Origin of the sequence: Allobaculum fili (assembly GCF_020969955.1) — a bacterium.
Classification (GTDB): domain Bacteria; phylum Bacillota_I; class Bacilli_A; order Erysipelotrichales; family Erysipelotrichaceae; genus Allobaculum; species Allobaculum fili.
Genome location: NZ_JAHDSX010000005.1, coordinates 30,704 through 43,912, shown reverse-complemented (window position 1 = coordinate 43,912; position 13,209 = coordinate 30,704). Strand labels below are relative to the sequence as shown.

Genomic DNA, 13,209 nt, shown 5'->3' with positions numbered 1-13,209 from the left:
TTTTTGTGCGCCGCTTTTGCGCACGCAAAGGGGAAAAACCGGTGCCCGGCGAAAAAATCGGTCAGAAAATTCACCAAAAGTGTGTCCTGAAATCGCTTGACAATCCCCGCAGGATATCAGAGAGGGGAACGTTTCCCTTCGTTGTATAATAGGAAGACTATGAGACAGGACACGCTTTTTGATCCGATTTCCGGCGATGAGGAATATCGCGAGAACCCGGATCCTTCGAAAAAAGACGGATTTATGCTTCGTCCGCTTGCCGATCGGATGCGGCCCGATACGCTGGAAGAATACTGCGGACAGACGCACCTGATTCAGCCCGGATCGCTGCTGTGGAACTGCATTGAAAAGGACACGCTGCCTTCGATGATTTTCTGGGGCCCGCCCGGAGTGGGCAAGACGACGCTGGCGAGCATCATCGCCAAAAAGACCCAGAGCCGGTTTGTGACTTTTTCAGCCGTACAGACGGGCATTAAGCAGATCCGGGAAATGATGGCGCAGGCCGAAACCGATCGGAAAAACGGCAAGCGCACCGTCGTGTTTATCGATGAGATTCACCGCTTTAACAAAGCGCAGCAGGACGCCTTTCTGCCCTGGGTAGAAAAGGGAAGCATTGTCCTGATCGGCGCGACGACGGAAAACCCGAGCTTTGAAGTCAACAGCGCCCTGTTATCGCGCTGTAAAGTTTTCGTTCTGAAATCCCTGCAGACCGACGACATTGTCCGGCTGCTCCATCAGGCGATTGAATCGCCAAAGGGATACGGCGGAACAGCGATTCACATGACGGACGATCAGATTCACGCCGTTGCGACGTTCGCCCATGGCGACGCCCGACTGGCACTGAACACGCTGGAGATGATTATCACCAACTCGCCGGATGATATTTACGGCGTTCACGTCGATGAAGACATTATCAAGCAGGTCCTTGGCGTACGGACGCTGCTGTACGATAAAAAAGGCGACCGTCACTACGACATGATTTCCGCCCTGCACAAATCGATGCGAAACTCGGATGTGCAGGCGTGCATGTACTGGCTGGCACGCATGTTAGAAGGCGGTGAAGATCCGCTCTACATTGCGCGAAGAGCGGTGCGCATGGCCAGCGAAGACATCGGCATGGCCGACAGCCGGGCACTGGAAATTACGATTGCCGCCTATCAGGCGTGCATGTATCTCGGCATGCCCGAGTGCGCCATTCATCTCGCCCATGCGATGACGTATCTCGCCCTGGCGCCCAAAAGCAATTCTCTGGAAACGGCGTACAACGCCGCCAAGGAAGACGCGCTCAAGACGCTCGAAGAGCCGGTGCCGCTTCACATTTGCAATGCACCGACTTCACTCATGGCGGATCTCGGCTATGGCGACGGGTACGAATATTCGCATGACTATCCTCTGCACATGACCGACATGGTCTGCCTGCCCGACAAGCTCAAGGACCGCGTCTACTACCGGCCTGGCACGCTGGGCAGCGAAGCCAAAGTCGGCCGGCGCATGGAACAGATTGCGCAGATTAAGAAAAGTATTTCCCAGAACAGGAAGAAGGCTGAAAAGAGTGAACATGACCCTGCATCTTGAAACCCTTGACGATACCAAAAAGCTTGCCGAAGCGTTTGCCCGGCAGCTTAAAGATAAAACGATGACCATCACCCTCGATGGCGATCTGGGCGCGGGCAAAACCGCGTGGACCCGCTTTTTCGGACAGGCGCTGGGCGTAAAGCGAACGATCAACTCGCCCACCTTTACGATTATGAAATCGTATAAAACCGCCGACGGGACCCCGCTTTACCACATGGATGCCTACCGCCTGGAAGGCGCCCACCAGGACCTCGGCTTTGAAGAATGCTTCACAGACGGTCTTTGCGTCGTCGAGTGGGCAGAATACATTGAAGAACAGATTCCATCGGATCATATTGCGATGTCTCTTGCGGAAACCGGCGAGACGAGCCGCGATGTACAAATCGAGGCGACCGGCGAAGAAAGCCGCAAAATCGTGGATGAAATCATGAAGGAGTATGCCTGATGAAAACCCTTGTTATGGATACGGCCTGGAAAAATCTGGTGATCGCGCTTTTTGAAGACGGAAACCTGGTCGAAGGCCTTTCGAAAGAAGCATTCAAGAAACAGAGCGAAAGCCTGCTGGCAGAACTGGAAGTTCTGCTCAGAAAAGCCGGCTGGAGCCTGAAGGATATTGACGAAGTCATTGTGACCGACGGTCCGGGCTCCTATACTGGCCTGCGGATCGCCATGACGACCGCCAAAATTCTCGGAACGCAGTCCCATGCGAAAGTGCGCACGATTTCAACCCTGCAGCTTTACGCGGGAACCGCCCCCAAGGCCAACGTCATCCTCGATGCCCGCGCCAGCCGCGCATATGTAGGCCATCTGGAAAACGGGGTGGAGCTCTTCAAGGAAATTTTGCCTGTTGAAGATCTGCCGGCCTATTTCCAGGATCATCCGGGAGTGCTGTATGGCGAAGGCGAGCTGATCGGACAGACCGCCCAGCCATCGGATTTCCTGGAAAACGCCCGGGCCCTGCTGCCGCTCGCCAAAGACGTGGAAAATGTGGACGCACTGACGCCCTGCTATATGAAAGAAAGCCAGAGGTATCTGGCGTGAGCAAGGTCCGCCCGATGACGCAGGCCGATCTTCCCCGCATCGCCGAGCTCGAACAGCTCTGTTTTGAAGACGCCTGGCCGGAAGAGTCGTTTGCGTTTGAACTGGAGGAAAATCCCTTTTCCCACCCTCTCGTTTTCGAAGAAGAGGGGAAAATCATCGGCTACGCCATACTGTGGATCATGTTTGAACAGGCGCAGCTGGCCAATATCGGCATTGATCCCGCCTGCCGCAAAAACGGCTATGGACAGACGCTTCTGCAGGCCTGCATCGATCATGCAAAAGAAGCGGGCTGCGAAACGTTCAGTCTGGAAGTGCGCGAGTCCAACACGCCAGCCAGAATGCTGTACGAAAAGGCTGGCTTTGTCTTTCTGCACCGCTCCAAAGGCTATTACGCCAACGGCGAAGACGCTCTGGTCATGGCTATTGGACTGTAAACCATAAATGCGGACGACCTGAAGAGTCTTTGCGTCTGTATCGATTTTTCGCTTTCTAAAAGGGAAAGAGAAAACCCGAACGGAATCTTCAGAGCCAGTCCGGATCCCCTAATGGAAGGAACCAAACGGAATGATTGTATTTGGAATAGAAAGCAGCTGCGACGAAACCGCCGCAGCCGTTGTCAAGGATCAGAAGGACGTGCTTTCGAGCGTCGTTTCTTCACAGATTGACACGCATAAACAGTTTGGCGGCGTTGTTCCGGAAGTCGCCAGCCGCCTGCATGTGGAAAATATTTCCACCGTCATTGATCAGGCGATTACGGATTCCGGACTGACCTGGGACGATATCGATCTGATTTCCGTCACCCAGGGCCCCGGCCTGATCGGCTGCCTTCATGTCGGCGTACAGGCGGCTAAGACCCTGTCGCTGCTGACCGGAAAGCCGCTTGTCGGCGTTAACCATCTGGCCGGCCACATTTATGCCAACAAGCTCGATACCGACCTGAAATTTCCGCTGCTCGCACTTTTGGTGTCCGGCGGAAACTCGGAACTCATTTACATGAAAGACGAGACGAGCTTTGAAATTCTCGGCGAGACGCAGGATGACGCCATCGGCGAAGCGTATGACAAAGTCGCCCGTGTCCTCGACCTCGGCTATCCGGGCGGCCCGAAAATTGACCGCCTCGCTAAACAGGGCCAGCCGATTTACAAGCTGCCCCGTCCAAAAGCGCCTGGCGAATACAACTTCTCCTTTTCCGGTCTGAAATCCGGCGTGCTCCAGTTTGTGAAGCGCATGGAGCGGGAAAACAAGGAATGGAAAGTCGAAGATCTGGCCGCTTCCTTCCAGGAAACCGCGCTCGAAGAAATTTTCACCAAAGTGCGCAAGGCGATCGAAAACCATCCGGATCTGAAGCAGATGATTGTCGGCGGCGGTGTAAGCGCCAACAGCCGGCTGCGCGAAAAAGTCGCTGAACTCGCGAAACAGTATCCGAACATGGAATTCAACGTCCCGCCTATGAGCTGCTGCACGGACAACGCGGCGATGATCGCGATCGCAGGCGAAATCGCCTGGAGTCATGGACGGCGCGCGGATCAGACCCTTTGCGCGGATTCGTCCCTCGATCTCGATTTTTAAGCCATCCGACTAGACTATTTCATCAAACGGGCTTTATCTTTCGGACTTTTGATTCGTCGGGCGAATTGTTCACGGATTGGGCAGCGCATACTGGAAAAGAGCGCATTCGTTTGATCCGCCTGTTTTCGGTCGATATAATCGAGATCAAGCGGTGAGAGACCGCAAAACCGTTTGATTCATCAAAACACCATAAGAATGAGAGGCTGACTAATGGCAGATAAGATTATTGTTCTGGACTTTGGCTCCCAGTACAACCAGCTCATTGCCAGACGGATTCGTGAGTTCGGTGTCTATTCCGAACTGCATCCCAATACAATGACGCTGGATGAAATTTTAGCCCTCGGCGATGTAAAAGGCATTGTTTTTTCCGGAGGCCCCAACTCCGTCTATGCCAAAGACGCGCCGCAGTGCGACCCCGCAATTTACACATCCGGCATTCCTCTTCTCGGCATCTGCTACGGCATGCAGAGAATCATGGAAGACCTCGGGGGACAGGTTCTGGCATCCGACCGCAAGGAATACGGACGCACAGAAATTACGGTAACCCGCGAAAACCTTCTTTTTGACGGACTTCCAACCGAACAGACCGTCTGGATGTCCCACGGCGACCAGGTATCCCGTCTGGCTCCCGGCTTTGAGCAGATCGCAAAAAGCGAAACCTGCCCGTTTGCGGCGGCGGAAAATACAGAAAAGAAAATTTATGCGCTCCAGTTCCACCCCGAAGTACGCCATTCCGTGTATGGAAATGACATCCTGCGCAATTTCGTCTTCAAAATCTGCCAGGCCGAGGCAAACTGGTCCATGCACGATTTCATTGAAGTACAGAAAAAGAAAATTAAGGATCTTGTCGGCGATGACAAAGTTCTTCTTGGTCTTTCCGGCGGCGTAGACTCTTCCGTTGTCGCCGCTCTGCTTCACGAAGCGATCGGCGATCAGCTGATCGCGATGTTCATCGACCACGGTCTGCTGCGCAAAGGCGAAGCGGAATCCGTAATGGAAACGTTTGGCCGCAACATGAACATCAATCTGGTCAAGATCGACGCCAAGGACCGTTTCATGAAACGTCTGGCCGGTGTCAGCGATCCGGAACAGAAACGTAAAATTATCGGCAGCGAATTCATTTACACCTTTGATGAAGAAGCCGGCAAGATCGCGCAGGGCGAAAACATCAAATGGCTCGCACAGGGTACCCTGTATACCGACGTCATTGAATCTGGAACCCATTCCGCGCAGACGATCAAGTCCCACCACAACGTCGGCGCTCTGCCAAAAGACATGGAATTCAAGCTTATTGAACCGCTGAACACGCTGTTCAAGGACGAAGTCCGTGCGCTTGGCGAAGAACTCGGTCTGCCGCACGAAATGGTATGGAGACAGCCGTTCCCAGGACCAGGTCTTGGCATTCGCATCATCGGCGATATCACCGATGAAAAACTGGAAATCGTTCGCGAATCCGACGCCATTCTGCGTGAGGAAATTGCCAAAGCCGGTCTCGAGCAGGACATCTGGCAGTACTTCACCGCGCTGACCAACATGCGTTCGGTCGGCGTTATGGGCGACCAGCGTACATACGACTACGCGGTAGCGATCCGTGCGGTTACATCCATCGACGGCATGACCGCTGACTGGGCGAAAATCCCATGGGATGTGCTCGGCCGCGTATCCGATCGCATCATTAATGAAGTTCCGCACGTAAACCGCGTACTGTACGACATTACCTCCAAGCCGCCTGGAACGATCGAATTCGAATAAGACCAAAGCGGGAAAATGCTCGTTTTTTCTGAAATCCGGGAAAACGGGAAATTTAAAGAATGCTCTGAAGGAGTCAAAGCGGATGTGAATGCATCTTCTTTGACTCCTTTTTCGGCTTTTTGCAGCACAACAGGTTTGCGGCGTTGAACGAGCGGTACATTTTACAAAGAAAAGGAACGGAGAAAACGGACAGCAGGAAACAATACGGAAGCTCAAAACGGAGATTATGGAAATGGACGGAATGTATTTTTTAAAAACGAACCGGCTCGAATTTTCAAAATGGACGCCGTCGGATCTGGCTCTGGCGCGCCGGCTGTGGGGCAATGAACAGGTTACTCGCTGGATTTGCGCAGGCGGCCGCTTTGACGAAGACGAAATCGCCGCCCGGCTGGCTCAGGAAATCGAAAACGATAAAGAATATGGCGTGCAGTACTGGCCGCTTTTTGAGTGTGCTTCCGGCGAGTTTGTCGGATGCTATGGACTGCGGCCGCATGGAACAAAAGCCGGAGAGTATGAGCTGGGCTTTCATCTGCTTCCCGCGTTTTGGGGACGCGGCTATGCCGTGGAAGCTGCGCCGGCCGTGATTGCGTATGCGTTTTTGACGCTGAATGCCGATTCTCTGTTTGCGGGCCATCGCCCGGAAAATAAAAAATCCGCGCGCTCTTACAAAGCTTGGCTTTACGTATGTCGGCGATGAATTTTATGCGCCGACCGGTCTGTATCATCCGTCCTATGCATGCCAGAGGGCGGATCGAATCTGAGGAAATACAATCAAAGCTGAAAAACGGCCCGCTCTGACTTTGGCCCGGACCGATACAGAACAAGGAGAAACCCAACATGTTTGAATTTACAGAACTGGATCTGCGCCAGCCCAATCCCGCTCGAAAGGCGGAAGGGGAACGTACCGACCGGCTGATTTTTGAAATGGGACAAGTCATGCCCGAAAGCGCGGAGTATAAAGCGCTGCTGCACGAACTGCTGCCGGATTTAGGAGAAGGTACGCGCGTTCGTCCGCCGTTTTACTGCAATCTCGCATCCAATATTCATATCGGAAAGCACTGTTCCATCATGCCCTTCTGCAAGTGCATGAGTGCGGGCCAGATCACGATTGAAGACGATGTGCGCATTGCGCTCAACTGCGCGCTGATCACAAACAATCATGATTTTTATGAACGCGATATTTTGACCGTCGCGGATATCCGCATCAAAAAAGGCGCCTGGATCGGCGCCAATGCGACGATTCTTCCCGGCGTTACCGTCGGAAAATACGCCGTCGTCGGTGCCAATTCGCTGGTCAACCGGGATGTGCCCGATTACGCCGTTGTTGTCGGCAGTCCGGCCAGAGTCATCCGCATGCTGGATGCGGACAAGTTCAAAGACTGAAGAAACGAAAAGGTCAGACAGAATATCCGCTAGCCGTATGGTCCAATCGAACAGGCCAGATCGATCGCCCAAAGCCGGTCTTTTCATGACCCAATGCAGAAGCAGGAGCGCCGTTTCCAGAACAGGAAACGCGCTCTTTTTTGATGGGCAGATCTGGCCAGGCGGCCAGGCGATGAAAAATGAAAATGTCTTCTAAGGATAGTTTCTCGACCAGATTCTTATAATTTTATGCAGGTCAAAGGTATACTTTCTCAAACCGATCCCCAAAGCGGCTCCATAACAGGCCGGCGAGATCGGCGCTTTGAAAACGAAATACAAAATCCTGTCCCCGGAAAGAATGTCCACGAAAAACGGATCGGCCTGAAGCGGTCGAGACGATTCGAAACACGCTGAACCAGTCTCTTTGTCCGGGGATAAAGAAGGAATCCATTTATGAATCTTGAATTTATGCAGAAAACGATACGTAAAGCCAGAGGACTCGAAGACAGCGATCTGGTTCTGAAAAACGCGAACATCGTCAATGTCTTTACCCACACGATCGTATCCAAAGATATTGCGATCAACGACGGAAAAATTACGGGTATCGGATCGTATACCGGCAAGGAAGAGCACGATCTGAACGGCGCGTATGTTTTGCCGGGTCTGATCGATGCCCATATTCATATTGAAAGCACGCTGGCTTCGCCCCTTCGCGTCTCTTTGCCGCTTTTGAAGCGGGGAACGACGGTGCTGATGGCGGACCCGCATGAAATCGTCAATGCCGGCGGAAAAGCCGGGCTGGACTACATGCTCGAAGAAGCCGCGCTCTCTCCGCTCGATATTTATGTGATGATGCCCTCTTCCGTTCCCTCCACCGGTTTTGAAACGAACGGCGCCGGCGATTTTATGGCCCGGGATATGGAACCGTATGTGAAAAATCATCAGGTGTTTGGCCTGGGCGAAGTGATGCGTTTTCACGATGTGCTGAACGGAGATAAGTGCATGCTGGAAATTCTGGAAACGTTTGAAGGCCGGCCCATCGACGGGCATGCGCCCGGCGTTCATGGCCGTGATCTGATGGCGTATCGGCTGGCGGGCATTACGAGTGATCACGAAGCGGTCAATGCCGACGAGGCGATCGAAAAGCTGGAAGCCGGTCTGCATCTGTTTTTGCGGGAAGGATCGGGCGCGCAAAATCTCGAAGCCATCCTGCAGGGCCTGATCGAAAAAGGCGTATCGCTGGAAAACTGCTCGTTCTGTACCGATGACAAGCATCTCGAAGAAATCGAAACGCGCGGTCATATCGACTGGTGCCTGAAAAAGGCCGTGGATGTCGGGGCCGACCCGATCGAAGCCGTCTGCATGGCGACCATTCAGAGCGCCCGCCATTTTGGATTGAAAGAACATGGAGCCGTGGCTCCCGGCTATCTGGCGGATCTGGTCATCGTCAAGGATCTGAAAGACTTTGAAATTATCGATGTATACAAAAACGGAAAGCCGTACGCGCAGATCGAAGAGGAATTCACCAAAGCCATGTCGTCTTCAGAAAACGCGAAAACCGAAGCAGAGCGGCGGAAACGCTTTGCGCCGCTGTATCACAGCGTGCATCTGCCGACGTTCCAGGCGGACGATCTGCCGGTATTCTCGGGCGATCTGCACCGGATTGAACTCATTCCAGGCGAACTGCTCACGCGCGATGGAACGATGTACGTCGAAGATGGAGAAGATCCGCTGGCCATGCTGGGCATCAGTCAGCTCGTTCTTTGCGAACGCTATGGAAAAACCGGTGCTGTTCAAAGCTGTCTGGTCAAAGGGTTCGGTCTGAAAGGCGGGGCCATCGCTTCCTCGTTTGCGCATGACGCGCACAATGTCATCGCGATCGGGGATAACCGCGAAGATCTGGCCTGCGCGATTAACGCCCTGACCGAGATGAACGGCGGCTATGCGCTGGCTTCTCATGGACGCGTTCAGGCGGCTCTGCCGCTGGAAGTCGGCGGCCTGATGAGCGAAGCCGCACCCGAAGAAATTGTCGAGAAGCAGAATCGTCTGATTGCGCTCGCACAGTCCATGGGCATTGAAAAAGGCGTAGACCCGTTTACCAGTCTGGCCTTCCTGGCTCTGCCGGTAATTCCGGAACTTCGTCTGACGGACAAAGGGCTGTTTGACACTGTAAAGCAGACGTTTGTGTCCAGCGGAGCCACATACGAGTAGGGCGGCTTTTCCGACCGGTTTTTACCTTTCTCTCCTGACTGAATCCGGTTTTGAACGGCAGCGGGCGTCGCGTGGAGGAAGCGCGCCCTCGTTTTTGAAAAATAGCTAACTAGATTGTTGAAGCAAAGCGACAGCGGAAGGAGAAAAAATCAATTTCCGGTTAAAAGCGAACACATTTAAATCATTCCTTTCGGTTTTCCCAAATCCAACCGTTATTTGAATTGCGATTCGTATAATGGTGGAAAAGAAGAAAGGAACTCTTTATGAACAAGATTGTAAAAGGGTCCGTAGTCGCACTGGCTGCTGTTTCCATGGCGGCCTGCTCCAGCGCACCAGCTGGCGGCACAGACCAGAGCAACACATCGGGATCTTCCACTGGTTCCCAGGTTCTTAACCTGATCAAGGAAAACGATGTCATTACCATGGATTCCTCCCTGGCAACCGACGGTACGTCCTTTGAAGCCATCAACATGGTTATCGAAGGTCTGGAAACCACTGATCCTGAACACAACATCGTCCCGGCTCTTGCCGAAAGCTACGACGTATCGGACGATGAACTGACGTATACCTTCCATCTGCGTGATGCCGAATGGTCCAACGGCGATCCCGTTACCGCGGCGGATTTCGAATACGCATGGAAAGATACCATTACCGACCCGACAGCGGACTATGCGTACCTCTTCACAACGGATGGCGCCTGCATCAAAGGTGCAGATGAAGCCATGGGCGACCCGGAAAAGAAAGATGAAATCGCAGTTACCGCAAAAGACGACAAGACACTCGAAGTTACGCTCAGCCGTAAAACTCCGTATTTTGTATCGCTGACCACATTCCCTCCGTTCTACCCCATCAACCAGAAATTCGCAGAAGAACAGGGCGACCAGTACGGTCTGTCTCCGGAAAATCTGCTGTTCTGCGGTCCGTTCGAACTCGAAAACTGGACCAAGGGCAACTCCCTCAAATTCGTCAAGAACCAGAAATACTGGGGCGCTGACGATGTCGCCCTCGATGAAATCAACATTTCCGTTGTTCCAGATCCATCGACCGCCGCACTGACTTACGAAAACGGATCGGCAGACTATGCCCGTCTGAACTCTTCGCTCGTTGATAAATACAAAGACGACGAAGCCTTCACTTCTGTACTGGGAAGCTTCCTCTGGTACCTCCAGTACAACTTTGAAAACGAAGATCTCGCCAACGAAAACCTGCGCAAGGCGCTGACTCTCGTTGTCGACAAAACCAACCTGACCGATGAAATCCTCAAAGACGGATCCATCCCAGCTGAAGGTTTTGTAACCAAAGCACTGGCCAACGGACCAGACGGCAAGGACTATCGTGAAACCGCTGAAGCCTACTTCGCCGGCGATTACGAAGACAACCTTGCAGAAGCGCAGAAACTGTTTGATCAGGCGAAAAAGGAACTCGGCAAGGACACCATCAGCCTGCGTTTCCTGTTTGAGCCAAGCGATCCTGCTAAACCAGCCGCTGAATTCATCCAGTCCGAATTCGCAAAACTCGATGGTCTGAACATCGAAATGATTCAGCAGGAAAAGAACGCCCGTCTGAAAACCCAGCAGAACGGCGACTTTGACATCGTTCTCACCCGCTGGGGCCCGGACTACGCAGACCCGACTACATATCTGAACGTTCTGCTCCCAGGCGGATCCTTCAACTTTGGTAAATACCCGAACACCGCTTATTCCGATAAGCTCGATGAAGCCGCAAGCGCTGCATCGGCTGAAGAGCGCTGGGAACTGCTGAAAGAAGCAGAAAAGATCGCCATGGACGACGTGGCTGTAGGCCCTGTATTCCAGACCGGTGCATCCGATCTGCTGAACCCGAAAGTGAAAAACCTCGTCGACAACCCAGTTGGCGTACCGTTCGTTTACAAGTACGTAACGATCGAAGAGTAATTTTTCGCCCAGTTCACGATAAAAACTCATACTGAAAAAAAAGCCGGATACCCATTCCGGCTTTTCTATATATAAAATTCGAAAAGAACGATCGAAATACGACAGAAACCTTCAGGAAAGAGAGACAGTCTCTTCTTTTGAAAATGGGAGAAGCCAAATGAAAACTTTACTGTTCAATGCGCACATTTACGCGCATCCAGATGATACGGCGCTGCTGATCAATGATGCGCGAATCGAGAAAACGGGAACCCTGGAGACCCTTCAAAACGAGTCGGATGAGTGTGTGGATGCAAAAGGCGCCTGGATTTATCCGGGATTTCATGATTCGCACCTTCATCTGATCATGACCGGACAGGCACTCAGCTGCGCGCCGCTCCAGAACGCGAGAAGCATGAAGGACATTCAGACGCTCGTTCAGGAACAGATCGACAAAAGCGAGCGGATCGTCCATGGCATGGGCTGGAATCAGGAAGATCTGAACGAAAAACGGATGCCGACCCGAACGGATCTCGACGCCGTCAGCGCCGACATACCGATTGTCATCGAACGCTCCTGTACGCACATTCTTACGGCCAACAGCGCGGCGATGCAAAAAGCCGGCTGCTGGAAAGAAGACGGCATTTTCAGCGAGGACGATTGCCTCCCTTTTATGAAGCTGCTCGAAGAAAACGAAGAAGAACAGCTCAACGCAGCCGTCGATCACTGCCTGGAAAAGGGGCTGACCGCGGTGCAGCCGGCGGATTTGAAAAGCGGAAACTGGAGACGCCGCCTGCCGCTCTATAAAAAAGCGTCTGAAAAAATCCGGATTCATCATCAGGTCAACATCAACGATCCAAAAGAAATGCGCGAATTCATGGGCGCGTTTGAAGCGTATCGCACTCCGACGCATACGTACGGTCCGTTCAAGGGCTTCGCGGATGGAGCGCTGGGCGGACGAACGGCCTGGATGCAGGAAGACTATGCGGACGATCCGGGCAATCGCGGCATCCGTACGATGGATGAAGCCGCGATGGACGCCTTCGTCCGTTCGTGCAAGGAACTGGACCGGCCGGTTGTCTTTCATGCGATCGGCGATCAGGCCATTCGCCAGATTCTCGATGTCTTTGCGCGCTATCAGGATGCCGAAAATACGCTTCGCTGGGGCATTTTGCACGTGCAGATTACTGATGCCGATCTGGTACAGCGGCTGATCGACCAGCACATCTGCGTTTACGCGCAGCCGGTATTCTGGAAAGCGGATCAGGCGGTCGTTGAATCGCGGGTCGGAAAAGAAAAGGCTGCGACCAGCTACGCGTTTGGAACGCTCAAGCGCGGTACGCACCTGTCCATGGGGACCGACTGCCCGATTGAAGACTGCGATGTGTTTGAAAATGCCTATTGGGCCCTGCATATGCCCGATGCGCTGACGATGGACGAAATTCGATCGGCCGTAACCGAAGAAAGCGCCTATATGTCCCATCAGGAAAACGAGCTGGGAAAAATCGAACCGGGTTTTCTGGCCGATCTGACGTTCCTGGATCAGGAATGGACCGAGACAAGCCGTCCAGAGGTACTGGGCACGATGGTCAACGGAAAGCTGAACACAAAGTTTTAGCCGGTCTTTGTACATTCGCCCTGCGCGCCCGTTCTCGGTTTCCGATGCTTTGCATCCTGTTCTCTGCCAGCAGCTTTCGGTTCTCGTTTTACACATACAGAGTTCAGACGACGTCAAAAGACAGAGTCGAAAGGCCGAACGGAACACAGATCGAAAACGCTTTTTTCAGGGAGTTTTTGAGCGGGATGGGGC

At 53.1% G+C, this 13,209-nt stretch carries 11 protein-coding genes; all 11 read left to right on the top strand.

Features of this window, described 5'->3' with window-relative positions; translation table 11 throughout:
* The first annotated feature begins 243 nt into the window (after positions 1-243).
* The 11 genes from Afil_RS02190 to Afil_RS02140 all read left to right on the top strand — a co-directional run bounded on the left by Afil_RS02190 (position 244) and on the right by Afil_RS02140 (position 13,017).
* Positions 244-1,575, top strand: coding sequence for a replication-associated recombination protein A (locus tag Afil_RS02190; protein ID WP_230266929.1), 1,332 nt, complete (start codon positions 244-246; stop codon positions 1,573-1,575).
* Positions 1,559-2,020: a tRNA (adenosine(37)-N6)-threonylcarbamoyltransferase complex ATPase subunit type 1 TsaE gene (gene tsaE / locus Afil_RS02185; RefSeq protein WP_230266891.1), complete on the top strand. Its 462-nt coding sequence runs from the start codon at positions 1,559-1,561 to the stop codon at positions 2,018-2,020. Before Afil_RS02190 ends, tsaE begins: the two co-directional genes overlap by 17 nt.
* Positions 2,020-2,616 carry a tRNA (adenosine(37)-N6)-threonylcarbamoyltransferase complex dimerization subunit type 1 TsaB gene (gene tsaB / locus Afil_RS02180; RefSeq protein ID WP_230266890.1) on the top strand — a complete coding sequence of 199 codons (597 nt, stop codon included), beginning with the start codon at positions 2,020-2,022 and terminating at the stop codon, positions 2,614-2,616. The genes tsaE and tsaB overlap by 1 nt, the downstream gene beginning before the upstream one ends.
* Positions 2,613-3,050 (top strand): ribosomal protein S18-alanine N-acetyltransferase, encoded by a 438-nt coding sequence (gene rimI, locus Afil_RS02175; RefSeq protein ID WP_230266889.1) that lies wholly within the window; start codon positions 2,613-2,615, stop codon positions 3,048-3,050. The genes tsaB and rimI overlap by 4 nt, the downstream gene beginning before the upstream one ends.
* A gap of 130 nt (positions 3,051-3,180) precedes the next feature.
* Positions 3,181-4,185 carry a tRNA (adenosine(37)-N6)-threonylcarbamoyltransferase complex transferase subunit TsaD gene (tsaD, locus tag Afil_RS02170; RefSeq protein WP_230266888.1) on the top strand — a complete coding sequence of 335 codons (1,005 nt, stop codon included), beginning with the start codon at positions 3,181-3,183 and terminating at the stop codon, positions 4,183-4,185.
* Between the two features lie 210 nt (positions 4,186-4,395).
* On the top strand, positions 4,396-5,937 hold the full coding sequence (guaA, locus tag Afil_RS02165; RefSeq protein ID WP_230266887.1) for a glutamine-hydrolyzing GMP synthase: 1,542 nt from the start codon (positions 4,396-4,398) through the stop codon (positions 5,935-5,937).
* 232 nt (positions 5,938-6,169) lie between these two features.
* Positions 6,170-6,634, top strand: a complete 465-nt coding sequence (locus tag Afil_RS02160) for a GNAT family N-acetyltransferase (RefSeq protein WP_230266886.1) — start codon at positions 6,170-6,172, stop codon at positions 6,632-6,634.
* A gap of 140 nt (positions 6,635-6,774) precedes the next feature.
* The gene (locus Afil_RS11235) at positions 6,775-7,320 is read left to right on the top strand and encodes an acyltransferase (protein ID WP_288339703.1); all 546 of its coding nucleotides are present in this window, start codon (positions 6,775-6,777) and stop codon (positions 7,318-7,320) included.
* A gap of 432 nt (positions 7,321-7,752) precedes the next feature.
* Positions 7,753-9,510 carry an adenine deaminase gene (ade, locus tag Afil_RS02150; protein ID WP_230266885.1) on the top strand — a complete coding sequence of 586 codons (1,758 nt, stop codon included), beginning with the start codon at positions 7,753-7,755 and terminating at the stop codon, positions 9,508-9,510.
* Between the two features lie 263 nt (positions 9,511-9,773).
* Entirely contained in the window at positions 9,774-11,423 is a 1,650-nt protein-coding gene (locus Afil_RS02145) for a peptide ABC transporter substrate-binding protein (RefSeq protein ID WP_230266884.1), read from the top strand.
* A 157-nt stretch (positions 11,424-11,580) separates the two neighbouring features.
* Complete coding sequence (locus Afil_RS02140) at positions 11,581-13,017, top strand: amidohydrolase (protein WP_230266883.1); 1,437 nt, start codon at positions 11,581-11,583, stop codon at positions 13,015-13,017.
* Positions 13,018-13,209 lie beyond the last annotated feature (192 nt).

Bases quoted from the DNA above. Each gene is read 5' to 3' on its own strand.
- Afil_RS02160 (WP_230266886.1), top strand. From the start codon at position 6,170: ATGGACGGAATGTATTTTTTAAAAACGAACCGGCTCGAATTTTCAAAA.
- ade (WP_230266885.1), top strand. From the start codon at position 7,753: ATGAATCTTGAATTTATGCAGAAAACGATACGTAAAGCCAGAGGACTC.
- Afil_RS02190 (WP_230266929.1), top strand. From the start codon at position 244: ATGCTTCGTCCGCTTGCCGATCGGATGCGGCCCGATACGCTGGAAGAA.
- Afil_RS11235 (WP_288339703.1), top strand. From the start codon at position 6,775: ATGTTTGAATTTACAGAACTGGATCTGCGCCAGCCCAATCCCGCTCGA.
- Afil_RS02145 (WP_230266884.1), top strand. From the start codon at position 9,774: ATGAACAAGATTGTAAAAGGGTCCGTAGTCGCACTGGCTGCTGTTTCC.
- guaA (WP_230266887.1), top strand. From the start codon at position 4,396: ATGGCAGATAAGATTATTGTTCTGGACTTTGGCTCCCAGTACAACCAG.
- tsaE (WP_230266891.1), top strand. From the start codon at position 1,559: ATGACCCTGCATCTTGAAACCCTTGACGATACCAAAAAGCTTGCCGAA.
- tsaD (WP_230266888.1), top strand. From the start codon at position 3,181: ATGATTGTATTTGGAATAGAAAGCAGCTGCGACGAAACCGCCGCAGCC.
- tsaB (WP_230266890.1), top strand. From the start codon at position 2,020: ATGAAAACCCTTGTTATGGATACGGCCTGGAAAAATCTGGTGATCGCG.
- Afil_RS02140 (WP_230266883.1), top strand. From the start codon at position 11,581: ATGAAAACTTTACTGTTCAATGCGCACATTTACGCGCATCCAGATGAT.